22 protein-coding genes and 1 pseudogene are annotated in these 24,232 nt (G+C 69.6%); 16 read left to right on the top strand and 7 right to left on the bottom strand.

The features are described from left to right. Positions 1–579 carry an MOSC domain-containing protein gene (locus JI745_RS15835; RefSeq protein WP_310738652.1) on the top strand — a complete coding sequence of 193 codons (579 nt, stop codon included), beginning with the start codon at positions 1–3 and terminating at the stop codon, positions 577–579. An 11-nt stretch (positions 580–590) separates the two neighbouring features. Here the strand turns inward: JI745_RS15835 and JI745_RS15830 are convergent, their stop codons facing one another. Continuing rightward, positions 591–1,598, bottom strand: a complete 1,008-nt coding sequence (locus tag JI745_RS15830; RefSeq protein WP_201808723.1) for a zinc-binding alcohol dehydrogenase family protein — start codon at positions 1,596–1,598, stop codon at positions 591–593. A gap of 104 nt (positions 1,599–1,702) precedes the next feature. Here JI745_RS15830 and JI745_RS15825 point away from each other — a divergent pair, with 104 nt between their 5' ends. The 6 genes from JI745_RS15825 to JI745_RS26800 all read left to right on the top strand — a co-directional run bounded on the left by JI745_RS15825 (position 1,703) and on the right by JI745_RS26800 (position 8,366). Next, the gene (locus JI745_RS15825) at positions 1,703–2,653 is read left to right on the top strand and encodes a LysR family transcriptional regulator (RefSeq protein WP_201808722.1); all 951 of its coding nucleotides are present in this window, start codon (positions 1,703–1,705) and stop codon (positions 2,651–2,653) included. Between the two features lie 6 nt (positions 2,654–2,659). Further along, on the top strand, positions 2,660–3,502 hold the full coding sequence (locus JI745_RS15820; protein ID WP_201808721.1) for a 23S rRNA (adenine(2030)-N(6))-methyltransferase RlmJ: 843 nt from the start codon (positions 2,660–2,662) through the stop codon (positions 3,500–3,502). 19 nt (positions 3,503–3,521) lie between these two features. Beyond that, complete coding sequence (locus JI745_RS15815; protein WP_201808719.1) at positions 3,522–4,724, top strand: CaiB/BaiF CoA-transferase family protein; 1,203 nt, start codon at positions 3,522–3,524, stop codon at positions 4,722–4,724. Beyond that, complete coding sequence (locus JI745_RS15810; RefSeq protein WP_201808717.1) at positions 4,721–6,361, top strand: ATP-binding protein; 1,641 nt, start codon at positions 4,721–4,723, stop codon at positions 6,359–6,361. The genes JI745_RS15815 and JI745_RS15810 overlap by 4 nt, the downstream gene beginning before the upstream one ends. A 159-nt stretch (positions 6,362–6,520) precedes the next feature. Next, complete coding sequence (locus JI745_RS15805; RefSeq protein WP_201808713.1) at positions 6,521–7,426, top strand: hypothetical protein; 906 nt, start codon at positions 6,521–6,523, stop codon at positions 7,424–7,426. Between the two features lie 49 nt (positions 7,427–7,475). Further along, the gene (locus JI745_RS26800; RefSeq protein ID WP_201808712.1) at positions 7,476–8,366 is read left to right on the top strand and encodes a helix-turn-helix domain-containing protein; all 891 of its coding nucleotides are present in this window, start codon (positions 7,476–7,478) and stop codon (positions 8,364–8,366) included. Here JI745_RS26800 and JI745_RS15795 read toward each other — a convergent pair. Next, positions 8,258–9,034, bottom strand: coding sequence for a helix-turn-helix transcriptional regulator (locus JI745_RS15795; protein WP_201808711.1), 777 nt, complete (start codon positions 9,032–9,034; stop codon positions 8,258–8,260). The genes JI745_RS26800 and JI745_RS15795 overlap by 109 nt on opposite strands. A 128-nt stretch (positions 9,035–9,162) precedes the next feature. Here JI745_RS15795 and JI745_RS15790 point away from each other — a divergent pair, with 128 nt between their 5' ends. The 8 genes and pseudogenes from JI745_RS15790 to JI745_RS15760 all read left to right on the top strand — a co-directional run bounded on the left by JI745_RS15790 (position 9,163) and on the right by JI745_RS15760 (position 15,766). Beyond that, complete coding sequence (locus JI745_RS15790) at positions 9,163–9,615, top strand: YiaA/YiaB family inner membrane protein (protein WP_201808710.1); 453 nt, start codon at positions 9,163–9,165, stop codon at positions 9,613–9,615. 11 nt (positions 9,616–9,626) lie between these two features. Continuing rightward, positions 9,627–10,040, top strand: a complete 414-nt coding sequence (locus JI745_RS15785; protein WP_201808709.1) for a hypothetical protein — start codon at positions 9,627–9,629, stop codon at positions 10,038–10,040. Continuing rightward, the gene (locus tag JI745_RS15780; protein WP_201808708.1) at positions 10,037–10,807 is read left to right on the top strand and encodes a DUF2145 domain-containing protein; all 771 of its coding nucleotides are present in this window, start codon (positions 10,037–10,039) and stop codon (positions 10,805–10,807) included. The genes JI745_RS15785 and JI745_RS15780 overlap by 4 nt, the downstream gene beginning before the upstream one ends. A 31-nt stretch (positions 10,808–10,838) precedes the next feature. Next, positions 10,839–11,531, top strand: a complete 693-nt coding sequence (locus JI745_RS15775) for a hypothetical protein (protein WP_201808707.1) — start codon at positions 10,839–10,841, stop codon at positions 11,529–11,531. Beyond that, positions 11,476–12,495, top strand: a pseudogene (locus JI745_RS26910) (MFS transporter); the annotation flags it as partial. The gene JI745_RS15775 and the pseudogene JI745_RS26910, both read left to right, overlap by 56 nt. After that, positions 12,472–13,479 (top strand): 1-acyl-sn-glycerol-3-phosphate acyltransferase, encoded by a 1,008-nt coding sequence (locus tag JI745_RS26905; protein ID WP_404932852.1) that lies wholly within the window; start codon positions 12,472–12,474, stop codon positions 13,477–13,479. The pseudogene JI745_RS26910 and the gene JI745_RS26905, both read left to right, overlap by 24 nt. 37 nt (positions 13,480–13,516) lie before the next feature. Further along, positions 13,517–14,860 (top strand): argininosuccinate synthase, encoded by a 1,344-nt coding sequence (argG, locus tag JI745_RS15765; RefSeq protein WP_201808699.1) that lies wholly within the window; start codon positions 13,517–13,519, stop codon positions 14,858–14,860. An 81-nt stretch (positions 14,861–14,941) separates the two neighbouring features. After that, entirely contained in the window at positions 14,942–15,766 is an 825-nt protein-coding gene (locus JI745_RS15760) for a crotonase/enoyl-CoA hydratase family protein (RefSeq protein WP_201808686.1), read from the top strand. On the opposite strand, the gene tgt is transcribed toward JI745_RS15760, so the two are convergent. After that, positions 15,763–16,893 (bottom strand): tRNA guanosine(34) transglycosylase Tgt, encoded by a 1,131-nt coding sequence (gene tgt, locus JI745_RS15755; RefSeq protein WP_201808684.1) that lies wholly within the window; start codon positions 16,891–16,893, stop codon positions 15,763–15,765. The genes JI745_RS15760 and tgt overlap by 4 nt on opposite strands. Positions 16,894–16,978: 85 nt before the next feature. Further along, complete coding sequence (locus JI745_RS15750) at positions 16,979–18,718, bottom strand: hypothetical protein (RefSeq protein ID WP_201808677.1); 1,740 nt, start codon at positions 18,716–18,718, stop codon at positions 16,979–16,981. A 191-nt stretch (positions 18,719–18,909) separates the two neighbouring features. Between JI745_RS15750 and JI745_RS15745 the strand changes: the two genes are divergently transcribed. Next, positions 18,910–19,533: a response regulator transcription factor gene (locus tag JI745_RS15745; RefSeq protein ID WP_201808675.1), complete on the top strand. Its 624-nt coding sequence runs from the start codon at positions 18,910–18,912 to the stop codon at positions 19,531–19,533. Here the strand turns inward: JI745_RS15745 and JI745_RS15740 are convergent. The 3 genes from JI745_RS15740 to JI745_RS15730 form a co-directional block, all read right to left on the bottom strand. After that, a complete protein-coding gene (locus tag JI745_RS15740; RefSeq protein WP_201808673.1) occupies positions 19,526–21,817 on the bottom strand; it encodes a hybrid sensor histidine kinase/response regulator in 2,292 nt (763 codons plus the stop codon). The genes JI745_RS15745 and JI745_RS15740 overlap by 8 nt on opposite strands. An 89-nt stretch (positions 21,818–21,906) precedes the next feature. Beyond that, a complete protein-coding gene (gene queA / locus JI745_RS15735; RefSeq protein ID WP_236675010.1) occupies positions 21,907–22,968 on the bottom strand; it encodes a tRNA preQ1(34) S-adenosylmethionine ribosyltransferase-isomerase QueA in 1,062 nt (353 codons plus the stop codon). Between the two features lie 65 nt (positions 22,969–23,033). Then, the gene (locus tag JI745_RS15730) at positions 23,034–24,224 is read right to left on the bottom strand and encodes a sorbosone dehydrogenase family protein (RefSeq protein ID WP_236675009.1); all 1,191 of its coding nucleotides are present in this window, start codon (positions 24,222–24,224) and stop codon (positions 23,034–23,036) included. Positions 24,225–24,232 lie beyond the last annotated feature (8 nt).

Here is a 24,232-nt window from a genome sequence, read left to right as displayed (position 1 = left end):
GTGGGCGCCCTGCTCAGCGTCAACGTGAGCCTGGCTCGCGAGGTTGAGATCGCCGGCCGCCGGGTCATGACCGGCATCGGCAAACGGCCCGTGGCGCATGCCGTGACCGCCAAGCCGCTCGGCCTCGAGGGCGACGAACAGGCCGACCTGAGCGTGCACGGCGGGCTGTCGAAGGCGGTCTACGCCTACCCCGTCGAGCACTACCTCTTCTGGCAGACCGTGCGGGCCCAGGCCAAGGTGGCGCTGTGGGACGAGGCCCTGCCGCATGGGTCGATCGGGGAGAACCTCACCATCAGCGGCCTGCTGGAAAACCAGGCCTGCGTGGGTGACGTGCTGCGTTTTCCCGACTGCGAACTGGCCATCAGCGAGCCGCGCTTCCCCTGCTTCAAGTTCAACCACGCGATGGGCTTCAACCAGGCGACGAAGCTGATGGGACAGAACGGCTGGTGCGGCTTCTACCTCGCGGTGCGCGTGCCGGGCACGCTGCAGGCGGGCCAGAGCTTCGAGCTCATCCCCGGCCCGCGGGAAGTGGGCATCCGGGAGCTGTTTCTCTCCCGGCTGCACCGCAACAAGCTCTGAGGTCCGGGGCTTCAGAACCCTTCGAGCACCACCTTGCCGCGCGCCGTGCCGCTTTCGATGAAGGCGTGGGCGCGCTTGAGGTTGGCCGCGTTGATGGAACCGAAGTGCTCGGCGAGCGTGGTGCGCACCTGACCGTCGTCGACCAATTGCGCCACACGCTCCAGCAGGTCGTGCTGGGCTTGCATGTCGGGTGTCTGGAACATCGAGCGGGTGAACATCGACTCCCAGCGCAGCGAGAGGCTCTTGCCCTTGAGCAGCATCACGTCCAGCGGCTGGGCGGGGTCGTCGATCAGGCTGAGTCGCCCCTGCGGAGCCAGCGCCTTCACGATCTCGGCGTAGTGCAGGTGCGTCTGTGTGAGGCTGGCCACGTGCGTCACGGCCGGCACGCCGATGCGCGCGAGCTCTTCGGTGAGCGGCTTGGTGTGGTCGATCACCTGGTGGGCGCCCAGCTCCTTCACCCACGACTGCGTCTCGGGCCGCGAGGCGGTGCCGATCACCGTGAGCCCGGTGAGCTGCCGTGCGAGCTGGGTCATGATGGACCCGACCCCGCCGGCCGCGCCAATGATCAACAGCGCGCCTCGCGTGTCGAGATCGATCTCGAGCCGGTCGAACAGCACCTCCCAGGCGGTGATCGCCGTCAGCGGCAAGGCCGCCCCTTGCGCGAACGACAGGCTCTTGGGCAGGTGGCCGACGATGCGCTCGTCCACGCACTGCAGCTCGGCGTTGCTGCCCGGGCGGGTGATGTCGCCGGCGTACCAGACCTTGTCGCCCGGCTTGAAGAGCGTGACCTGCGGGCCGACGGCCTTCACCACGCCGGCCGCGTCCCAGCCCAGCACCTTCACCTCGCCCGCCGTGGGCGCGGCGCGCTTGCGCACCTTGGTGTCGACCGGGTTGACCGAGATGGCCTTCACCTCGACCAGCAAGTCGCGCGGGCCGGGCGTCGGCTCGGGGAGGGTCACGTCGAGCAGCGACTCGGCATGGTCGATGGGCAGGGACTGGCGGTAGGCAACGGCTTTCATGGCGACTCCGACAAAAAGGGATATGAGCTGGCGGCACTGTAGGACCGTGGGTCGGGTTTGATAATCCATCTCGAATCACAATCAGCTTCAACTCGTTTTTGAAGATGAACCTACCGCCCGACCTCCAGCTGTCGCAACTGCAGCTCTTCGTGCGCCTGGCCAACGCCGGCACCTTGAGCGCGGCGGCGCGCCAGTTGCAGCTGACGCCCGCCGCGGCCAGCGCCGCCCTCAAGCGGCTGGAAGCGGCGCTTGCGGTGCGCCTGGTCGAGCGCTCCACCCGCTCGATGCGCCTCACGCCCGAAGGGGAGCTGCTGCGCGAACACGCCGAGCGTGCCCTGGGCGTGCTCGACGACGCCCGCTCCCTGCTTGGCGCCCAGCGCGAGACGCTCGAAGGCGAGGTCCACCTCGCCGCGCCCGCCGACCTCGGCCGCCAGGTGCTGAGCCCCATGCTCGACGACATCCTCGCGCGCCACCCCGGCCTGCGCATCGCCCTGCAGGTGAGCGACGTGCGCCAGGACCTCCTGCGCGACCGTGTCGACATCGCCGTGCGCTACGGCGAGCTGCACGACTCCAGCCTCGTCGCACGCCGCCTGCACGTGACGCGCTCGACGCTCGTCGCATCACCGGCCTACCTGGCCCGCCACGGCATGCCGCAGCACCCGCGCGACCTGGCCCAGCACAACTGCCTCGCGCTGCACCGCGCCGAGCGGCCGCACACGCAGTGGGTGTTCCAGCGCGAAGGGGCCGAATTCACGGTGAAGGTGAACGGCAATCGCCGCGCCGACGACGGCGGCCTGGTGCGCGAATGGGCGGTGCAGGGCCTGGGCATCACGCAGAAGGCCCGCCTCGACGTGCTGGCCGACCTGCGCGCGGGCCGCCTGGTCGAAGTGCTGCCGCAGTGGCAGGGCCTGCGCTACCCGCTGCATGCCATCGTGCCTGCGCAGCGCCACCTGCCGCTGCGCGTGCGGCGCCTGCTCGACGAGCTGGTCGCGCAGTTCGCCGCCCTCGATGAGGCCGACCAACAAGCCGACAATGCGGCGTCCACCCCAGCCTGAACCACCATGCTCGCCTACCGACACGCCTTCCATGCGGGCAACCACGCCGACGTGCTCAAGCACATCGTCTTCACGCGCGTGCTGCGCTACCTCAACCAGAAGGAGAAGCCGTACCGCCTGGTGGACACCCACGCCGGCGCGGGCGGCTACTCGCTCGAAGGCCAGTACGCGCAAAAGAAGAACGAATATGTCGAGGGCATCGCCCGCCTGTGGGACCGGGATGATCTGCCCGAGCTGGTCGCCGACTACGTCGACGGCGTGCGCCAGTTCAACCCCGACGGCAAGCTCACGCAGTACCCCGGCTCGCCGGCCTTCGCGCAGATGCTGCTGCGCCCGCAGGACCAGCTTCGCCTCTTCGAGCTGCACAACACCGACCACCGCATCCTCGCGTCCTACCTCGGCGACACCAAGGGCGTGCAGATCCACAACGCCGATGGTTTCGACGGCCTCAAGGGCACGCTGCCGCCGCCTTCGCGCCGCGGCGCGGTGCTGATGGACCCGAGCTACGAAGGCCACCACGACTATGGCCGTGTCATCGCCTCGTTGCGCGACGCACTCACGCGTTTCGCCGAGGGCGTGTACATGGTCTGGTACCCGCAGGTGACCAAGCTCGAAGCCGCGCAGCTGCCGCGCCGGCTCGAAGCGCTGGCGCCGAAGGGCTTCCTCCACGTGCGGCTCACGGTGCAGCAGCTCGACCAGCAGGGCTTCGGCCTGGCCGGCAGCGGCATGTTCATCCTCAACCCGCCGTACACGCTGCACGACGAGATGCAGGCGCTGATGCCGTGGCTGGTGGAGGTGCTGGGCCAGTACGACGGGGCGAACTATTTGATAGAACAGCGGGCCGCCTGAGCTTCCGATCACCGTGACCATGCCTTCCGACGCGACATCCACCGGCCCCCTCGCCGGCCTCAAGGTGCTCGAGATGGGCCAGCTCATCGCCGGCCCCTTTGCCGCCAAGACGCTCGCCGACTTCGGCGCCGAGGTCATCAAGATCGAGCCACCCGGCAGCGGTGACCCGCTGCGCCAGTGGCGCCTGCTGCACAACGGCACCAGCGTCTGGTGGCAGGTGCAGTCGCGCAACAAGAAGAGCCTGGTGCTCGACCTGAAGCAGCCCGAGGCGCGCGCGATCGTGAAGACCCTCGCCGCCGAGTGCGACGTGCTGATCGAGAACTTCAAGCCCGGCGTGATGGAGGCCTGGGGACTGTCGTACGAAGAGCTGAGTGCCCTGAATCCCAAGCTCATCATGCTGCGCATCAGCGGCTACGGGCAGACCGGCCCTTACAAGGACCGGCCGGGCTTCGGCGTCGTGGCCGAGGCGATGGGCGGCCTGCGCTACCTCACCGGCGAGCCGGGCCGCGTGCCGGTGCGCGTGGGCGTGAGCATCGGCGACACGCTGGCCTCGCTGCACGGGGTGATCGGCATCCTGATGGCGCTGCACCACCGCCAGGCGTCGGGCAAGGGGCAGGTGGTCGATGTGGCGCTCTATGAAGCCGTCTTCAACTGCATGGAAAGCCTGTTGCCCGAGTACAGCGCCTTCGGCACCGTGCGTGAGGCGGCCGGCTCCGCCTTGCCCGGCATCGCGCCGAGCAACGCCTACCCCTGCACCGACGGTTGGGTGCTGGTGGCCGGCAACGGCGACAGCATCTTCACCCGCCTCATGCGCACCATCGGCCGCCACGACTGGGCCGAGGACCCCTCGCTCGTCGGCAATGCGGCGCGGGTGAAACGCGTCGACGAGATCGACGCCACCATCGGCGCGTGGACGCAGACGCGCACGGTCACCGACGTGCTCAGCGCCCTCAACGCCGCGCAAGTGCCCGCCGGCCGCCTCTACACCGCGCGCGACATCGCCGAAGACCCGCACTACCGCGCCCGCGGCATGGTCGAGAAGGTGACCTCGGCCGACGGCCTCACCGTCGAGGTGCCGGGCATCGTGCCCAAGCTCTCGGCCACGCCGGGGCGCATCACACGGCGCGCCCCGACGCTCGGCGAAGACACAAGCGCCATCCTGCGCGAGATCGGCATCACGCCCGAGCAGGAAGCCCGCCTGCGCGAACGCGGCGTGCTGTGAGCGCCGACGCCCCGCTCTACGCCCTGGCCGGTGCGACGCTGGCCGTGCTGGCGGCCCTGGTGTGGCGGCGCCGGCCCTCGCCCGCGGCGGCCGACAGCGACAGCACGCTGCGCCCCGCAGGCACCGACTACGAGCAGCTCTTCACCCTGAGCCCGCACCCCATGTTCGTCTACGACGTGGAGACGCTCGGCTTCCTGGTCGCCAACGAAGCAATGCTGCGCCGCTACGGCTACACGCAGCACGAGCTGCTGCAGATGACGCTGGCCGACATCCGCCCTCCCGAGGACGTGCCGGCCATGCACGAGATGACGCGTGAGGTGCGCCTGAAGCCCAGCGTCGCGATCCCCGGCGTGTGGCGGCATCGCAGCAAGGACGGCACCGTCTTCCACGTGCGGGTGAGCGGCCACAGCCTCACCTACCGGGGCCGCCCCGCGCGCCTGGTGCACGTGATGGACGTCAGCGCCGAAGTGGCCCTGCAGGCCGAGCGCGAGCAGATGATCGGCAAGCTGCAGCACTCGCGCGAGTGGCTCGCCACCGCCATCAACGCCGGCCGCGTGGCGCTGTGGGAGCGCGATCTCGTGACCGGCAGCCTGGTGCTCGGCGGCCGCTGGGCCGAAGTGCTGGGCACCACGCGCCAGGCTTTCGGTCCGGTGACGGTGCAGGCCTTCGAGGAGCGCTGCCACCCCGACGACCTGGCCGCCGCCGCCGCGCGTTTCGCCCGCTACCTGAAAGACCCCACCGCGGCCCCCTACAGCGACGAGTTCCGCATCCGCCGCGGCGAAGACGACAGCGCCGGCGACTGGATCTGGCTGCTCGCCCAAGGCCGCATCGCCGAGCGCGGCTCCGACGGCCTGGTGCGCCGCATCGTCGGCACCTTCGTCGACATCTCCCCGCTCAAGGCCGCGCAGCACGCGCTCGCGCAGGCGCAGGCAGCCGAGCAGGCGAGCGCGATGAAGTCGCAGTTCCTCGGCCGCGTGAGCCACGAGCTGCGCACGCCGCTCAACGCGGTGATCGGCTTTTCGCAGCTGCTGCAGCTCGACGAGCAGACGCCGCTCACGCCGCAGCAGAAAGAGCGCGTCGTGCACATCGAGCGCGCCGGCCAACACCTGCTAGGCCTCATCACCGACCTGATGGACCTGAGCCGCATCGAGCTCGGCGCGGTCGAGCTGCAGCAGGAAGCGGTCGACTTGGCCCACCTCGTCGACGACAGCCTGGCGATGGTGCGCGCGCAGATCGATGCGCGCTCGATCAGCGCCGAATGCGACCTCCCGCCCGGGCTGCCACGCGTGCAGGCCGACCCGCTGCGGCTGCGCCAGTGCGTGCTCAACCTGCTCTCCAACGCCGTCAAGTACGGGCACGACCAGGGCCGCGTGCGCGTGAGTGCGCGCGAGACGGCCGACGGCCACGTCACGCTCTCGGTCTGGAACATCGGCATCGGCATGACGCCGCAGCAGCTCGAGCGGCTGTACGAACCCTTCAACCGCCTCGGCCGCAACGCGAGCCACGGCGAAGGCACGGGCATCGGCCTGGCCATCAGCCGCCAGTTGATCGAGCGCATGGGCGGCCGCATCGAGGCCACCAGCGAGCCCGGCGCGTGGGCGCAGTTCAACGTCACCCTGCGCGCCTGTCCCCGCTGACCACGTCGCCCTGAGGGGCTTGGCCCGAGCCGGGGAAAACCCCGGCCTGCCCAGCACGAAGTGAACAACTCGGTACAAGGTTGCGCCTCCTGCCAGGCGGAACAATCTCTTCTGCACGGTCGTGCATTTCAAACAAAGACCGACAGAACGGAGACCCCTTTGAAGAAGCTTTCCTCTCGCAGCCTGATCCGCGCGGGCCTCGCGCTCGTGCTCACCGCCGCCTCGACCTGGGCCGCCGCCCAGACCACCACCTTCACCGCCACCTACCGCGGCGGCAGCAGCTCGCTGTGCGGGAGCTCCTACCGCATCAGTGGCGCCGAGCCCTCGGCCTCGGGCCGGTTCCCCGTCTACGTTCACATCGGCGGCACGGGCGAGAGCTACACCAGCAACTGGGCCAACGCCGCCGTGCAGGCCGCCGCCGCCAAGGGCTTCGTGGCCGCCTCGATCGAATACGACAACGGCAGCTTCGGCACCTGCTCGACCATCGGCTCGCGCGCGCGCTGCATCTTCAACCCGAACAACAGCAACAGCGCCATTGCCAAGCTGTGCGCCCGCGCCAAGGCCGACTGCTCCAAGGGCATCGTGACCGGCGGCCTGAGCCAGGGGTCGATCATCTCGGTGCTGTCGAAGAACTACGACAGCCGCATCCGCGCCTCGATGGGCCAGGGCACCGGCACCGCCTACAGCGTCTACAGCCTCAGCAGCTGCATGTCCGACGGCCGGCACACGCAGCCCGGCAACCGCCTGCGCATCATCAACGGCCAGCAAGACCTCTTTGTCGGCGGCACGGTCGCCAGTGCCGGCGCCTCCGGCCAGCGAGTCACCGGTGCGGTGTGCGCGAGCGGCACGCAGAACTGCCTGCAGGCCAACGGCTCCGGCTGGTACGTGGTGCGCGACAGCCAGGTGCGTGACGGCTACGCCGACCACTGCTTCATGGGCTACGGCAGCAGCGACCCGACCAACCAGTGCGGTGGCGCCCAGGTCGACGCCAACTACCAGTACGGCACCGAGCCCTGGGCGCTGGGCCCGACGATCGACTGGCTGAAGAGCTTCGTCACGCCCTGACGCGCCCAGCACCCCGCCGCCACCCATCCTCTGCATTCAGGAGGCCACCGTGGAACACCGCCTGACCGGCTCGCGCCCCTCCGCCCCGGCACCCGTGGGGCGCACCCGTCTCTTCAAGGACGGGTTTCTCTACACCAGCAGCGGCACCGAATCGAAGAGCTCGCGCCACAGCGCGAGCCTGCTGCTGTCCCTCACCGACGCGGGCTTCGAGATCGAAGCCGCGGGCCAGGTGCAGCGTGCGCGCGCGGTGGCGGTGCGGCCCTTCGCCGCCAAGCGGCTGCGGGCGTGCGGAGTGCCGTTTGCGTGTGTCGACGCGTCGACCAACCACCCGCTCTACCGTGCCTTCGCCTTCCTGCCCGAGCCCGGCTTCCTGGTGCTGCCGCCCGAGGCCTTTTCTGCGACGGCGAGCTCGCTCGACGTGTTCAACCAGGGGATGATGAGTGCGCGCGCCTGCCGGCTGCTGTTCCAGCGGCTCTTCGACATCGCGCAGGAGCTGCTGCCCCGCCCGCCGCTGCTCGACGCCCGCATCCAGCGCGTGATCGACCTGCTCGAAGACGACCACAGCCTGGGCGTCGCCGAGTTGGCGACGGCGGTGCACCTGTCGCGCGACCGCCTGTCGCACCTCTTCACGCAGGAGATGGGGCTGCCGTTGCGCAAGTATTCGCAGTCGCTCAAGATCCGCGCCGCCGCACGCCTGCTCGGCTCGGGCCTGAACTTCACGCAGATCGCCGCCGCCGCCGGCTTCACCGACTCGGCGCACTTCTCGAAGATCTGGTCGCAGGCCTACGGCGCCTCGCCGACGTTCTTCTACACGAGCGGCAGGGTCAGCTTCTACCCGCCTTCGGCCGTGCGCATCGAAGGCAGCAGCGGCGTGTCGTCGCGCTTCAGGTCGCGGAACGCGGCAAACAGCCACGACCTCATGCCGACCACCAAGGTGTAGGGCCGCTTCTGGTCGGGCGGCAGGCGCTGGTCGGCCAGGTGCTGCTGCGCGAAGTCCTGTCCCACCCGCTGCAGGCGTTCGATGAAGGTGGCCGCGAGGCTGCGGCCCACCTGGCCGTGCACCAGCATCAGCATCTCGCCTTCGCCATCGAAGCCGCCGCTGAAGTAGTCGTCGACGACGTGCTCGCGGAAGAAGGCCATCACCGGCCCGTGCGGCCGCCAGCGGAAGGTCTTGGCCAGCTGCAGGCGGTAGCGGTTGAGCGGCCGCAGCTCGATGATGCCGATCCGGTCGAGCTGGGTCAGGTACTTCACGCACTCGGCTTCGGTGAAGGTGTAGGTGGCGATCACCTGCTCGTAGGTCCACTGGCTCATGCAGCAGATGGCCATCAGCAGCAGGCGCCGATCGGCGACGACCGCCTTTTCCTGCTCGAGCGTGAGCTCGCGGCGCAGCGGCTGGGCATCGGCGACCTTGCGGGCGAGCTCGGCGAAATCCATCTTCAGCACGCGCAGCACGTCGTCGATGCGTGAGAGCGGCATGTCGGCCTTCGCAAAGATGCGCTTGATGCTCGACTCCGACATCTCCAGGTGCTCGGCCAGCTCGGCGTAGGTGATGCCGGCGGCCTTGAGCTCGGCCTTGAGCGCGGTGACGAGGTCCTGTGTTGTGCTCATCGGGGACCCCCTGAAAGTATCGGCAAACGATACCAGCCAGCCGGCCAATCGCAACCTCTCCTGGAACGCTTGAGCTCGACCGGCCGCGTGCAGATCATCCGCCCCGTGTTCAACCACCCGAGGATTTCATGCACACCCCCACCGTCCCCCGCCAAGACACCAAGGCCTGGAAGCTCCAGGTGTGGGTCTCGTTCGGCGTCGCCGCCACGCTGTGCGGCACCGGCCTGGCCTACCTGCCCGGCGCCGACCTCGACCGCGCGTTCATGGTGATGGGCTACGTGTTCTGCCTGTCCACCGCCTTCGCACTCGCCAAGTACGTGCGCGACAACGAAGGCCGGCGCATCGACACGCCGATGTGGGGCCTGGTGGTCTGGGGCGGCTTCGCGCTCGCAATGGCGCTCACCGGCTGGGGCCTGTACCGCATGGAGATCAACCCGACCTACAAGGCCTACCTCGGCGTGTGCTGGCTGTTCCTGATCTCGAGCGTGTTCACGCTCGCCAAGACGCTGCGCGACGCGCACGACGTGCTGATCGCCCAGGCCCGCCGCGACGGCATGGCGATGCGCGGCCAGGCGGAATGAGGAGGGCGGCCATGAAACGACTCGTCCTGCCCCTGATGCTCTCGGCCGCGCTGGCTGTCAGCGCCCCGGCGCGCGCCCACGGTCCCAACGCATCGGACGCGAGCGCCTTGTCGATGCTGCCCATCGCGGTGTCGGTCGCCGCGCCGGCGATGTTCCTCTCGGCGGGCGCGATGCTCACCGTCGTCGCCGTCGAAGCCTCGGCCACCGGCGTCGTGTGCATCCTGGAACGCGCGTCCGACGGCGCGCGCGCCAGCATCACGCTCAGCACGCAGGGTGCGGCGGCGCTGTCGATCGGCGTCGGCACGGTGGTGACGGTCAGCGCCTTCAGCGCCGGCTGGGTGCTCTCGGCCGCGGGCCGTGCGATCGCCTACATCCCCAACGAGATCGGCGCCGCGCTGCTCTACAACGAACGGGTGACACGATGAAGCGCACCTGGGCGGCCGCCCTGCTGCTGGCCGTCGCACCGCTGGCCCACGCGGGCCGCGCCTGCGAGCCCAAGCCGCCCGAGGCGCGCAACATCGAGCGCGCCATGGTCCTCGCCGAGCGCACCGCCCGCACGCTCGACGCGACCGGCGCGCAGGTGGTGGTGCTGGCCCGCGCGGGGCAGGACCTCAGCGAGTACGGCCTGCGCTACTCGCACCTGGGACTGGCCTACCGCGACGGGGCCAGATGGCGCGTGGCCCACAAGCTCAACCAGTGCGGCACGGCCCACGCCGCCGTCTACCGCCAGGGCCTCGGCGAGTTCTTCCTGGACGACCTGCACGACTACCAGGCCGGCGTGGTGGTGCTGCGCCCCGACGTGCAGGCCCGCCTGCTGCCGGCGCTGAAGGACAACCAGCAGCTCGCGCACCTGCACACCCCGCGCTACAACATGGTCGCGTACCCGTGGGCGCAGCGTTACCAGCAGTCGAACCAGTGGGCGGTGGAAACGCTCGCCATGGCGATGGACCCGGGCGCCACCACGCGCGAGCGCTCCCAGATCTGGCTGCAGCGCGAGGGCTACCAGCCGACGACGCTGCGCCTGTCGGCCTTCAAGCGACTCGGCGCGCGCGTGACGGCTGCCAACGTGGCCTTCGACGACCACCCGGATGAGAAGCGCTTCCGTGACCGCATCGAGACGGTCACCGTCGACTCGGTCTTCACGTGGCTCACGAGAACTGGCATGGGAAACCCCGTGCAAGTCATACGCTGAGCCGCGGGACACGCCTGCACAATCGCCCCCCATGTCTGTTGTCCGCTCCCCTCTCTTCATCGCCGTCACCACGTCGGCGCTCGTTCTCGGCGCCGCCGCGCTGATGGCCCGCCCGGCACGCACCGACGCCCCGCTCGCCCGCGTGAAAGACGTCTGCGCATCGAAGGACGTCAGGCTGCGCGGCGAGCCGCACCGTCTGCTGGCGATGTGCACCCGCAGCGCCCGCGAGTCGGCCTCCAACGACCCGGGCCGCATCGATCTCTACCTGCTCAAGCGCGACGCCGAGGGCTGGCAGCCCGTCGCGCAGAAGCTCGGCCTGGAAAGCGGCCGGATGGGCCAGCCGGGCGAGGTGAGCGTGCTGCAGCTGGGGCCGAGCCTCTATGGCTTCGAGATCAGCGAGACCTCGGTGAGCCAGGGCTACCTGCTCGGCGGCACGCGCCTGTACGTGCCGCGCGAGACGGGCTTCCAGGTGGCGCTCGACGTCACCTCGACCGTGCGCAACACCGGCACGCACGAGTGCGCCCACGCCACGCCGGCGGTGTGCAGCGACTTCTCGCGCCGACTGAAGGTCGAGGTGCGCGAAGGCGTGGCAGCCTACCCGCTGCGCATCACGAGCCTCGGCCACTTCCGCGGTGAGCCGGTGTCGGCCACGCACGTGCTGAGCTTCGATGCCAAACGCGCGCAATACCGCCTGCCGGCGGGCTTCGAAGCGCAAGTCGAATAAGACAACGGAGGGAGTTTTCTTGAGCAGCCACCACGACCACCCCAACCAGTTCGCGCTGCTCCAGCAGCGCCGCTTCGCGCCCTTCTTCTGGACGCAGTTCCTCGGCGCGGGCAACGACAACCTGTTCAAGTTCGCGCTCACCGTGATGGTGACCTACCAGATCCAGGTGAGCTGGCTGCCGGCATCGCTGGCGGGCCTGGTGATCGGGGCGCTGTTCATCCTGCCCTTCCTCTTGTTTTCAGCGACCAGCGGCCAGCTGACGGACAAGCACGACAAGACGGCCATGATCCGCTTCGTGAAGTGGTTCGAGATCGTCGTGATGGCAATAGCGGCCTGGGGCTTCATGACGGTCAACATCCCGGTGCTGCTTGCGTGCGTGTTCCTGATGGGGCTGCACTCCACGCTCTTCGGTCCGGTGAAGTTCGCCTACATGCCGCAGCACCTCAACGAGCGCGAGTTGACCGGCGGCAACGGCATGGTGGAGATGGGCACCTTCGTCGCCATCCTGATCGGCAACGTGGTGGGCGGGCTGCTTGTCGCCGTGCCGCAGGTCGGGCCGACCTACATCGCCTGGACCTGCGTCGGCCTCGCCGTGCTCGGCCGTGTGCTGGCCCAGGCCGTGCCGCCCACGCCCGCCACCGACCCGGGCCTCAAGATCAACTGGAACCCGTTCACCGAGACCTGGCGCAACCTCAGGCTCGCGCACGAGAACGTGGCCGTCTTCCGCTCGCTGCTGGGCATCTCGTGGATGTGGTTCTTCGGCGCGGTGTTCCTCGCGCAATTCCCGTCGTTCGCGAAGGAGGTGCTGCACGGCGACGAGCACGTGGCCTCGATGCTGCTCGTCGTGTTCTCGGTGGGCATCGGCATCGGCTCGCTGATGTGCGAGATGCTGTCGCGCCGCCATGTGGAGATCGGCCTGGTGCCGCTGGGGGCGATCGGCATGAGCGTGTTCGCGATCGACCTCTACTTCGCCTCGCGTGGCCTGCCGCCGAGCGCGCCGCAGACCGTGGCCGCGTTCGTCGCTCAGCCGGCCCACTGGCGGGTGATGGCCGACCTGCTGCTGCTGTCGCTCTTCGCCGGCATCTACAGCGTGCCCATGTACGCGCTGATCCAGCTGCGCTCCAAGCCGACGCACCGCGCCCGCATCATCGCGGCCAACAACATCCTGAACGCACTGTTCATGATCGTCAGTTCGGTGATGGTGGGCGCGCTGCTGGCGCTCAAGTTCACCATCCCGCAGGTCTTCCTCATCGTCGGCCTGCTCAACGCGGTGGTCGCGTTCTACATCTTCATGCTGGTGCCGGAGTACCTGCTGCGCTTCGTGGCCTTTCTCGCCACGCGCCTGGCCTACCGCTTCCGCGTGAAGGGCGACGAGCACATCCCGACCGAAGGCCCGGCCATCCTCGTCTGCAACCACGTGAGCTTCGTCGACGCGGTGCTTTTGATGGCGGCAAGCCCACGCCCCATCGCCTTCATCATGGACCACCGCATCTTCCAGATCCCGGTGCTCGGCTGGATGTTCAGGCTGGCGAAGGCGATCCCGATCGCGTCGCAGAAGGAAGACCCCGCCACCTACGAGCAGGCCTTCGTGCGCGCCCGCCAGGTGCTCGACAACGGCGACCTGCTCTGCATCTTCCCCGAGGGGGCGATCACCCGCGACGGCCAGTTGGGTGAGTTCAAGGGCGGCATCATGAAGATCCTCGAGACCCACCCGGTGCCCGTGGTGCCGATGGCGCTGCAGAACCTGTGGGGTTCCTTCTTCTCGCGCATCGGCGGCCATGCGATGACCCAGCCCTTCCGCCGCGGCTTCTGCAGCCGCGTGGGCCTGCTGGCCGGCCCGCCGGTGCCGGCGGCCGAGGTGTCGCCCGCGCTGCTGAAGGCGCGTGTCGCGGCGCTGCTGGCCGAGCCGCTTCCGGGTGTGCCGGCCGGCGTACCCCGCCCGGCCTAAAATCGCCGGCTCCCCCAAGCCCACCAGCGAGTACCCCGTGGCCGCCACCATCCTCCAGAAACTCCCCGCCGGCGAACGTGTCGGCATCGCCTTCTCGGGCGGCCTCGACACCAGCGCCGCCGTGCACTGGATGCGCAAGAAGGGCGCCACGCCCTGCGCCTACACCGCCAACCTCGGCCAGCCCGACGAGACCGACTACGAGGACATCCCGCGCAAGGCCAAGGCGTATGGCGCCGACATCGCCCGCCTGGTCGACTGCCGCTCGCAACTCGTCGCCGAAGGCATCGCCGCCATCCAGGCCGGCGCCTTCCACATCAGCACCGGTGGCGCGACCTACTTCAACACCACCCCGCTCGGCCGCGCCGTCACCGGCACCGCGCTCGTGGTGGCGATGAAGGAAGACAACGTCCACATCTGGGGCGACGGCAGCACCTACAAGGGCAACGACATCGAGCGCTTCTACCGCTACGGCCTGCTCGCCAACCCGGCCCTGCGCATCTACAAGCCCTGGCTCGACCAGACCTTCATCGACGAACTCGGCGGCCGCAAGGAGATGAGCGAGTTCCTCATCGCCAACGGCTTCGACTACAAGATGAGCGTGGAGAAGGCCTACTCCACCGACTCCAACATGCTGGGTGCCACGCACGAAGCGAAGGACCTGGAGTTCCTCGACAAGGGCATGCACATCGTCAACCCGATCATGGGCGTGGCCTTCTGGAAAGACGATGTCGTGGTCAAGGCCGAGCGCGTGTCGGTCGCCTTCGAGGAAGGCCGCCCGGTGTCGATCAACGGCGTGCGCTTCGGCAGCGCCGTCGCGCTGTTCGAAGAAGCCAACAAGATCGGCGGCCGCCATGGCTTGGGCATGAGCGACCAAATCGAGAACCGCATCATCGAAGCCAAGAGCCGCGGCGTGTACGAAGGCCCGGGCATGGCGCTTCTGCACATCGCCTACGAACGCCTGGTGACCGGCATCCACAACGAAGACACCATCGAGCAGTACCGCACCAACGGCCGCAAGCTCGGCCGCCTGCTGTACCAGGGCCGCTGGTTCGACTCGCAGGCCATGATGCTGCGCGAGAGCGCCCAGCGCTGGATCGCCAAGGCCATCACCGGCGAGGTCACGCTGGAGCTGCGGCGCGGCAACGACTACTCCATCATGAACACCGTGAGCCCCAACCTCACCTACGCGCCCGAGCGGCTCTCGATGGAGAAGGTGGAAGGCGCCTTCCAGCCGGTCGACCGCATCGGCCAGCTCACGATGCGCAACCTCGACATCGCCGACACGCGCCAGAAGCTGGGCATCTACAGCGCCGCCGGCCTGCTGGGCGACCAGAGCGAAGGCAGCCTGCCGCTGCTGACGGGCGACAAGCCGAAAACTTGAGCCCTCAGCGCTGACACCCTGGCGACGGCCCCTCTGGGGCCGTTTGCACAAGAATCGTCACCTCACCATGAGGAGACGACCGTGAGCAACAACGCAGGCAGCAACGAAGAACGGGTTCGCATCAGCATAGACGAGCGCGGCGTGGCCGAAGTGGCCCTGACCCGCGCCGACAAGATGAACGCCATCGACGCGGCCATGTTCCGCGCGATCAACGATGCGATCGAGCAGCTGAAGACCGATGCGCGCGTGCGTGTCGTCGTGGTCCACGGCGAAGGGCGCGCCTTTTGCGCCGGCCTCGACATGGGCCGCTTCGCGCAGATGGGCCAGGGCCAGACCAGCGGCACCATGGGCACCGACCTGCTCACCCGCACGCGTGGCCTCGCCAACGATGCGCAGCACGTCGCCTGGGGCTGGCGAACGCTGCCGGTGCCGGTGATCGCCGCGGTGCACGGCGTGGCCTTCGGTGGCGGCCTGCAGATCGCCCTCGGCGCCGACATCCGTCTCGTGCACCCCGAGGCCAAGCTTGCGGTGATGGAAGTGAAGTGGGGCCTGGTGCCCGACATGGCCGGCATCGTGCTGATGACCGAGCTGATGCGACCCGACGTCGTGCGCGAGCTGACCTACACCGGCCGCATCGTCTCGGGCGTGGAAGCGCAAGCGATCGGCCTCGCCACGCGCGTGAGCGACGACCCGCTGGCCGATGCCCGGGCGCTGGCCGCGCAGATCGCGGCGCAGAGCCCCGACTCGATTCGCGCCAGCAAGCGCCTGCTCAACGGCGCGTCGCCAGTCGCGGCCGGGCCGGTGCTGATGGCTGAATCGGTGGAGCAGAGAGCGCTGATCGGCAGCCCCAACCAGCGCGAGGCGGCGCTGGCCGGTCTGGAGAAACGGGCGCCGGTGTTCCGCTAGGAAACGCCTCTCAGCCGATCCGCCTTGAACGCCGCGCGGAAGCTCTCGAAGCGCCCTTCATCCAGCGCCAAGCGAACTTCGCGCATCAGGTTCACGTAGTAGTGCAGGTTGTGGATGCTGGTGAGCATGGGCCCCAGCATCTCGCCGCAGCGGTCGAGGTGGTGCAGGTAGGCGCGGCTGAAGTTCTTGCAGCAGTGGCAACTGCAGGTCTCGTCGACCGGGCGTTCGTCGGTCTTGTAGCGGGCGTTGCGCAGGCGCAGGTCGCCGAAGCGGGTGAAGAGGTGGCCGTTGCGTGCGTTGCGGGTGGGCATCACGCAGTCGAACATGTCGACGCCGCAGGCCACGCCATCCACCAGGTCTTCCGGCGTGCCCACGCCCATCAGGTAGCGCGGCTTGTGCGACGGCAGGCGGTGCGGCGTGTGCGCCATGATGCGCAGCATGTCCTCCTTCGGCTCGCCGACGCTCACGCCGCCGATCGCATAACCCGGCAGGTCGAGCTCGACGAGCGAGTTCAGCGACTCCTCGCGCAGGTGCTCGAACATCCCGCCCTGCACTATGCCGAACAAGGCGTTCGGGTTCTGCAGCTTCTGGAACTCGGTGAGGCAGCGCCGCGCCCAGCGCAGGCTCAGCTCCATCGAGATGCGCGCTTCCTTCTCGGTCGTGATGTGGCCCTTGGTTTCGTAGGGCGTGCACTCGTCGAACTGCATGACGACGTCGCTGTTGAGCACCGTCTGCACCTGCATGCTCACCTCGGGCGTGAGGAAGAGCTTGTCGCCGTTGACCGGTGACGCGAACTTCACGCCCTCCTCGCTGATCTTGCGCATCTCGCCCAGGCTCCACACCTGGAAGCCGCCGCTGTCGGTGAGGATGGGCTTCGTCCACGCCTCGAAGCGATGCAGCCCGCCGAACTGCTTCAGGATGTCGAGCCCCGGCCGCAGCCACAGGTGGAAGGTGTTGCCGAGGATGATCTGCGCGCCCATCTCTTCCAGCGACGAGGGCATCACGCCCTTCACCGTGCCGTAGGTGCCCACGGGCATGAAGACCGGCGTCTCGACGACGCCGTGGTTGAGGGTGAGGCGGCCGCGACGGGCATGGCCTTCGGTCTTGAGGAGGTCGAACTGCAGCATAGGCCGCAATTGTCGCTGCCCATGACAAAGGCCCGCCGGGGCGGGCGGGCCTTGTCGTCGTGTCGCGTGACTTACTGGCGCATCGTCACTGGCGAATCGACAGGGCCAGGCGTGCGTTGTTGGATGGGGCGACGACAGTGCTCGGCATGTAGATCGCCGTCAGGCCGAAGCCGGGCATCGCGAGGCCGGCGAACGGGCGCACGCCGGTGCCTTCAGCACGCGCGAGGTAACCCGCACGGGCCGAGTTGTAGGTCAGCGTCTGCTGGACCGTCGAGCCGTTCTCGGTGGTGTTGCGCACCACGGTGTTGCCGTTGACGCTCGAGATTTCGTGGCTCGTGCTCGAGACCGTCGACAGGGCCACCAGGTTGCCATCGGCCATGACGCTCCAGTTGGCGCTCGTCTGGCCCACCGTCGGCAGGGTAAGCGTGCGGCGCTTGACGCCGAAGGTCGGTTCGCCCGAGTGGGTCAGCGCCACCAGCAGCGTGTCGCCATTGCCCGCGCGGTAGGCGAACAGGGTGTCGGTCCACTGGTCGTCGTCGTTCGGGCTGGACGACCAGCTGAAGCTCCCGTCGTTGTTGCGGCTCAGCACCTCGGCGTAGCTGCTGTCGAGCGGCGTGCAGCTCGCCTCGGCCACGCTCAGGTCGTCGTCCCAGCAGCTGAAGCCGTTCACCGCGCCGTTGGCCGTGATGGTGGCGTAGCCGCCATAGGGCTGCAGCGGGTTGCGATCGAGGCCGAGGAAGGCATATTCGCCGGCCAGGTCGGCCAGCGCGAGGTCCTGCACCGGCAGGCCGATCATGACGCGCGCCACGCCGCGGTCGCCGCTGCCCACCGTGTCGTCGTCGTTGCCGACCAGGTGGCGCAGCACGATCACGCCGGCGGGCGACACGAAGGCCTCGCCCTCGGGCAGCGTGTAGCGGCAGGTGCCGTTGGGCGTGAAGGCCAGCGTGTCGTTTGCGCCGAAGGTGGCGGTGAGCGTCTGGGCGTTGAAGCTGAAAGTCTCGACCGCAGTGGTCGGCACGTTGCTGGCGCCGTTCGACGCCGCGACCTTGATGAGCCGGTAGCTGGTGCTGCGCAGCGCATCGCAGTTCGAGGCCTTGGCGCGCAGCAGCAGGTCGGCCGGCAGCGCAGAGCTCGGCGCGCTGGTCTCGGTGCCCGGGGTGCTGCCGGTTGCGGTGTTGACGACGGTCGTCGTGAGTTGGGCCAGCGTGGTGCCGCTGTCGGTGAGGGCCACGCCCAGCGCATCCAGCACACCGTCGTAGCCCGCGCCGGTGCCGGCGGCCAGCGTGCCGCTGACCATGTCGGCGCTCGCGAGCGCGGTGGTGTCGAGGCCGGCGGCGGCGAGCGTGGCGATCACTTCCGTCTTGGCGGCGTTGAGGTTGGTGGTGGTGACGGTGCTGTTGAGCGACGTGGCATCGGCCGCCGTCATGAAGGCCGCCGGGTCCTGGCCGGTGAGTTGCGCGACGAGCAGCTCGGTCACCGGCGTGATGTTCGACGTGGCGCTGCTGCCGCTGCCGGTGGCCACCGAGTGCAGCACGAGGCCGGCATCGGCACCGGTGCCGGTGGCTTCGAGCACGCAGGGCAAAGCGCCGCCGCTGATGGTGAGGGTATAGGCGCCGGTGCCGTCGGCGGTGACCGGCGTTGCCGTGCCGGCCGCGCACTTGGCAGTGACGCTGGCGCCGGCCAGCGCGGCGCCCTTGGCGACCACGCCGCTCAAGGACAGCGAGCTGCTGCCGCCGGTGACCGGGGTCGATTCGCTGGGCGAGCCGCCGCAGGCGACGAGCAGGCCGGCCGTGGCAAGGGCGGTGACAAGACTGAGGTGCCGCATGTGCATGTGCTCCGTTGGATGAAGGGCTGAGACGAGTGGCGGCAGCTTGCCGGCCGAGGCCCTGGCGAGACTTCAACCAAACGGCCGATGGGCGCTGCCATCGTGCGCAACAGATCACGCTCGCACTTCATTTGTGGGCGATGAGGCCGCGCAGGCGCGGGGCAGAATCGTCCGGCTCCCTGCAGTACCCCATGAAGACGCTTCTCATCGACGACCACCCCCTCTTCCGCGAAGGCCTCGCGCTCCTGATGGCCAACGCATTCCCCCATCTGGACATCCGGCAGGTCGACAGCATCGGCCAGGCGATCGAGCGGCTGCGCAGCGAGGCCGACATCCGCCTCGCGCTGCTCGACCTGGGCCTGCCCGACAGCAGCGGCACGCTGAGCCTGCGCCGCCTGCGCGATGCGGCGCCCGAGGTGACGGTGGTGGTGCTCTCGGCCGACGAGACGCCCGAGACCGTGCTCGGCGCCATCGACGAAGGTGCGGCCGGCTTCATCCCCAAGACCTCACAGCCGGGTGCGATGCGCTCGGCGCTGGAGACGGTGTTCGCAGGCGGCGTCTACCTGCCGCCAGGCGTGCTCGGGCTGCGCGCCGATGCACCGCCCGCAGAGACGGTGCTCGGCCTCTCGCCCCGCCAGCTCGACGTGCTCAAGCTGCTCATCCACGGCAAGTCGAACAAGGTGATCTGTCGCGAACTGGAGCTGTCGGAGTCGACCGTGAAGACGCACCTCGGCGCCATCTTCCGCAAGCTCGACGCGAACTCGCGCACGCAGGCCGTGGTGGCCGCCGCGCGCCTGGGGCTGCGGCTCAGCTGAGCTGGCCCAGCGCTTGTTCGACGGCCGCCAGCAGGGCTTCGGCCCGGAAGGGCTTGTGCAGCACCTGCACGCCGCTCGCTTCCAGCAAGGACAGGTCGGCCGGCGAGGTGTCGCCCGTCGCCACCAGCACGGGCAGCGGGCCGCAGCGCTGGCGCACGAGCTCGATCACCAGCAGGCCGCTGCCGCCCGGCAGGCGCTGGTCGGTGATCAGCAGGTCGGCGTAGCAGTCCCCCTCGTCGGGTGATGGCGGCAGGCTCGCACGCAGCGCGGGCAGGCCATCGAGAGCCCGCACCTCGGCACCCCAGGCGCGCAGGCGCTCGGCCATCGACTCGAGCACCGCGGGCTCGTCGTCCACCACGGTGATACGGCGGCCCGCCAGTGGCTGTGCGGGCCCGGTGGCCACGGGCGGCAAGGGCTGCACATCGTCGGCTCGCGGCACGAGCAGGGAGAAGCAGCTGCCATGGCCCACGCGCGAGCGCAGCTGCAGCGGGTGCCCGAGCACCGCGGCGCTGCGTTTCACGATCGACAGGCCGAGCCCCAGGCCTTTCGCGCTTTCGCGCGCGGGGTTGCCGACCTGCACGAACTCGTCGAAGACGATGGCCTGGTCGGCCTCGCTGATGCCGATGCCGGTGTCCCACACCTGCAGCAGCACCTGGCCGCCACGCGGGCGCGCCGCGACGAGCACCGTGCCCTGCTCGCTGTAGCGCACGGCATTGGTGACGAGGTTGCGCAGGATCTGCTCGAGCAGCACCGGATCGGACCGCACCGCGAGCGCCGTCGGGCGGAAACGCAGGCGCAGCCCCTTGCGCGCCGCGGCCTCGGTCTCGTGCACCGCGATCGCATCGAAGAGCGCCTGCAGCGGCACCCGCTCCAATCGCACCCGCGCCGCGCCCGACTCCAGGCGCGACAGGTCGAGCAGGCCCTTGAGCAGCGTCTCCATCGAGGCCAGGGCTTCGTCGACGCGGTCGATCATCCTGCGCAGCGCCGGCGCCACCACCTGCTCGCGCATCAGGCTCACCATCAGGCCGATGGCGGCCACCGGCTGGCGCAGGTCGTGGCTGGCCGCGGCGAGAAAACGTGTCTTCGCCGCGTTGGCCGACTGCAGTGCGCGCGTGCGTTGTGCCACGCGCTGCTCCAGCTCGAGGTTGAGCGCCTCCACCTCGTTGACGGCACGCACGAAGCGGTTGAGCTGCATCAGCGCATAGACACCGAAGGCGAGCGGCATGGTGATCGGGATGAGGAACTGGCCCGTCACCGGCAGCACGCCCTGCTGGAACAGGTAGTCGTGCACGCCCGAGAGCATCAGCACCGCAAAGCCGATGACGAGCGAGACGTTCATCGCCGAGCGGTCGTGCCGCATCGCCCGCCACAGCATCGCCAGCGAGGCGATGCCGCCCAGCAGCAGGAAGGGATAGACCACCATGCGCATCGGCGTGAGCCCGCCGAAGGGCGAGGTGATCGCGGCGAGCACCGGTAGCACCAACGCGGCCACGAGGATCGCGCGTTCGACCCGCGGCCGACGCCCATCGGGCTGCAGGCTGAGCGCGAAGGCAGCGAAGAGCGAGAGCGTCCACACCTGGGCGCTGAAGTAGATCCAGTCGCCCACCGCCACCGGCAACAGCTTCACCTCCATGAAATAGCTGTAGTTGCGCACCGAGCCGAGCAGCGCGAGGCCGCCGAAGAGCCCCATCGCCTGCTCGCTCGGGCGGCGCCAGCGCACCAGCAGCATCAAGAGGGCCAGCAGCCCGGTGGCCAGGTTGAGCCCGCGCGGCAGCTCGTCGGTGCGGAAGGCAAGGTGCGCTTCTTCGGTGGTGATCGCCGACATGGGCCCGAGCCTGGCCGCCGACAAGCCGCCCTGGATGCGGTGCTCCACGTCGAAGGCGATTTCGTTGTCGCCCTCGCGAAGCAGCAGCGGCGGCAAGGGGATCACCGCGCGCACCGGGTGGCCGTAGCCGAGCGCGTGGGTGTCTTCGATCAGCCGGCCGTTGAGAAAGACGCGGCGGGTGGAGCTGATGCGCGTGAGCGACAGGCCGTAGGGTCGCTGCGGCAAGGCGTCGAGTTTGAACTCCACGCGGTAGTGCGCCTTGCCCGTGGTGCCCAGGCCGCGCTGGCGCCAGGTGTCGGGCAGGCTCACCACCACCTCGGGCGTGGGCGCACCGTCGGGCGAGGTGTCGTCGAGGGTGGAGAAATGGGCCTGCCGCAACTCGACGACAGCGTCCGCCGCCGCGGCGGGCCCGGCGGCCAGCGACAGCCACAGGCCCACGAGGGCCAACAGGAACTTCATGCGACGAGCCTACCGTGCAGCCCGGGCCGCCAGGCGGCGCAGGGCCTCGTCCATTCGGCCGAAGTCGTGCGAAATATCAAGCAGTTGGGTCAAGCGCGTGCGCGGGCGAGCAGCATCGCATCGCCGTAGCTGAAGAAGCGGTAGCGAGCGGCGACCGCATGGCGGTAGAGCGCCATCACGGGTTCGTACCCTGCGAAGGCGCTGACCAGCATCAGCAGCGTGCTCTTGGGCAGGTGGAAGTTGGTGACGAGCACGTCGACCACGCGGAAGTCGAAACCCGGCGTGATGAAGATGTCGGTGTCGCGGCTGCCAGCCTGCAGCGTGCCGCCGAGGGCCGCAGATTCGAGCGCGCGCAAGGTGGTGGTGCCGACCGAGACGACGCGGCCGCCCGCGGCCTTCGTTGCGGCGATCGCCTCCACCGTGGCCTGCGGCGCCTCGAACCACTCGCTGTGCATCTTGTGCTCGGCGATGTTGTCCACGCGTACCGGCTGGAAGGTGCCGGCGCCGACGTGCAACGTGACGCTGGCGCTGCCGACACCCCGCGCCCGCAGCGCGGCCAGCACGCCTTCGTCGAAGTGGAGCGCGGCGGTCGGGGCGGCCGCAGCGCCCGGCTTGGCGGCAAACACGGTCTGGTAGCGGCGCTCGTCTTCCGCGTCGTCGGCGTGCGTGATGTACGGGGGCAGCGGCACGTGGCCGTGGCGCTCGATCAACGCGAAGGGCTCGCTCGGGAAGCGCAGGTGGAACAGCGAATCCTCCGGCCCGCCGCGGCCCAGCATCTCGGCCTCGAAGTGGCTGGCGCCATCGCCACTCGTGAAGCGCACGAGCGCGCCGGCCTTGGGCGACTTGCTCGCGCGCAGGTGCACGAGCACCTCGTGGTTCGGCAACACCCGCTCGACCAGCGCCTCGACCGCCCCGCCGGTGGCCTTGGCGCCGAGCAGGCGGGCCTTGATGACCCGGGTGTCGTTGAAGACCAGCAGGTCGCCCGCCTGCAGCAGCGTGGGCAGCTCGCGAAAGATGCGGTCGACGGGCGGCGTGTGCGTGCCGTCCAGCAGGCGCGACGCACTGCGCTCGGGCGCAGGGTGCTGCGCGATCAGCTCGGGTGGCAGGTCGAAGTCGAAATCGGCGAGGGTGAAGGCAGCGCGGGCAGACATGATCGGAGGCTTGACCGGCCTCGATGGCGAGCGGGGCGACATTGTTCCACGCGCCCCCCGCGCAGTCAGCGCGCAGCGTCCGGCAGCAGCACGAGCACGGTGCGGTTGCGGTCCTCGACGACCCAGAGGTGGCCTTGCGCGTCGAGCGCGACACCCGCCGGCGTGGCCACCGGCGCCTGGCCCGGCACCGCCTCGCGCCCCGCCAGCCACTCGGTCGGCCTGGCGGCCACGCGGCCTTGGCCGTCCACCGCAAAGCCCACCACCCGCCGGCCGGTCGGGCGATGGCCGTGCCACGCCACGATGAGCTGTCCCTTCAAGGGCCCATGCGTGGCGAAGAGCATCGACAAGGGCGCTGCATGGGCCGGCCACAGCTGCAGGGGCGCGCTCGTGCGCTTGCAGTCGACTCTGCCTTCGTAGCCCTTCGCCGGCAGGCGGGCACCCACGCAGTACGGCCAGCCGTGGTCGCTGCCTTCGCGCAGCAGGTTCAGCTCTTCGGCCGGCGTTTGTGCCTCCGGGTAGTCGATCGAGTTCTCGCCCTGCAGCAACCCGAGGCCCGGCACATGGGCCAGCGCGATCGAATTGCGCAGGCCGGTGGCGAAGGGCCGCAGGCGCTGCAGCGTGCGCCCCGGCCCCCCGAGCACCGCCTCGTACACCGCACCGCGCGGGCGCTCGCCGTCGCGCTCGGGGCAGGGCATGGGCTGCTGCTGCGCATCGTTGCGGCAGGCGTCGCTCGGGGCGCCCACGTTGAGGTAGAGGCGTCCCTCCGGCGAGAAAGCCAGCTCGATCAGCGGATGCGCGCCATCGGCCGGCAGGCCGGTGATCACGTCTTCGCGTGCGGGCATGCCGCCGGGTGCCGGCACCCGCGTGCGCCACACCGTGCCGACCTCGCCGATGTAGACGAGGCCATCGGGGCCGCGCACGAGCGCGAGCGGTCGGTCGAGCTTGTCGGCCAAGGTGCGCACCTGCGGTCGCTCGCCCGGGCGGCCGAGCGTCAGCTCCAGCAGGCGCCCGCGGCGTGGGTCCCAGCTGCCCATGTCGATGACCCAGAAGCGGCCGGGGGCCACTTCGAGCAGGCGGCGCGGCAGGCGCAGGCCTTCGCGCTCGTCGGCCACCAGGCCCGCGCACCAGCCCTTGGGCGTGGCGAGCGCCACGCGGGGCCATCCGCCGCATTCGCCCTGGGGCGTGTAGCCGCGGGCGTGGCTCACGCCCACCAGGCACAGCAGGGAACAGGCAAGCAGGAGGCGGCGCAGGCGCATCGTCGGGG

It is taken from the genome of Piscinibacter sp. HJYY11 (genome assembly GCF_016735515.1).
GTDB lineage: Bacteria > Pseudomonadota > Gammaproteobacteria > Burkholderiales > Burkholderiaceae_C > Rhizobacter.
This window is presented reverse-complemented; position numbering and strand designations above follow the sequence as displayed.

Bases quoted from the DNA above. Each gene is read 5' to 3' on its own strand.
- JI745_RS15820 (WP_201808721.1), top strand. From the start codon at position 2,660: ATGCTCGCCTACCGACACGCCTTCCATGCGGGCAACCACGCCGACGTG.
- JI745_RS15785 (WP_201808709.1), top strand. From the start codon at position 9,627: ATGAAACGACTCGTCCTGCCCCTGATGCTCTCGGCCGCGCTGGCTGTC.
- JI745_RS15795 (WP_201808711.1), bottom strand. From the start codon at position 9,034: ATGAGCACAACACAGGACCTCGTCACCGCGCTCAAGGCCGAGCTCAAG.
- JI745_RS15825 (WP_201808722.1), top strand. From the start codon at position 1,703: ATGAACCTACCGCCCGACCTCCAGCTGTCGCAACTGCAGCTCTTCGTG.
- queA (WP_236675010.1), bottom strand. From the start codon at position 22,968: ATGTCTGCCCGCGCTGCCTTCACCCTCGCCGATTTCGACTTCGACCTG.
- JI745_RS15790 (WP_201808710.1), top strand. From the start codon at position 9,163: ATGCACACCCCCACCGTCCCCCGCCAAGACACCAAGGCCTGGAAGCTC.
- JI745_RS15750 (WP_201808677.1), bottom strand. From the start codon at position 18,718: ATGCGGCACCTCAGTCTTGTCACCGCCCTTGCCACGGCCGGCCTGCTC.
- tgt (WP_201808684.1), bottom strand. From the start codon at position 16,893: ATGCTGCAGTTCGACCTCCTCAAGACCGAAGGCCATGCCCGTCGCGGC.
- JI745_RS15815 (WP_201808719.1), top strand. From the start codon at position 3,522: ATGCCTTCCGACGCGACATCCACCGGCCCCCTCGCCGGCCTCAAGGTG.
- JI745_RS15730 (WP_236675009.1), bottom strand. From the start codon at position 24,224: ATGCGCCTGCGCCGCCTCCTGCTTGCCTGTTCCCTGCTGTGCCTGGTG.
- JI745_RS15740 (WP_201808673.1), bottom strand. From the start codon at position 21,817: ATGAAGTTCCTGTTGGCCCTCGTGGGCCTGTGGCTGTCGCTGGCCGCC.
- JI745_RS26905 (WP_404932852.1), top strand. From the start codon at position 12,472: ATGAGCGTGTTCGCGATCGACCTCTACTTCGCCTCGCGTGGCCTGCCG.
- JI745_RS15830 (WP_201808723.1), bottom strand. From the start codon at position 1,598: ATGAAAGCCGTTGCCTACCGCCAGTCCCTGCCCATCGACCATGCCGAG.
- JI745_RS15745 (WP_201808675.1), top strand. From the start codon at position 18,910: ATGAAGACGCTTCTCATCGACGACCACCCCCTCTTCCGCGAAGGCCTC.
- JI745_RS15780 (WP_201808708.1), top strand. From the start codon at position 10,037: ATGAAGCGCACCTGGGCGGCCGCCCTGCTGCTGGCCGTCGCACCGCTG.
- JI745_RS15775 (WP_201808707.1), top strand. From the start codon at position 10,839: ATGTCTGTTGTCCGCTCCCCTCTCTTCATCGCCGTCACCACGTCGGCG.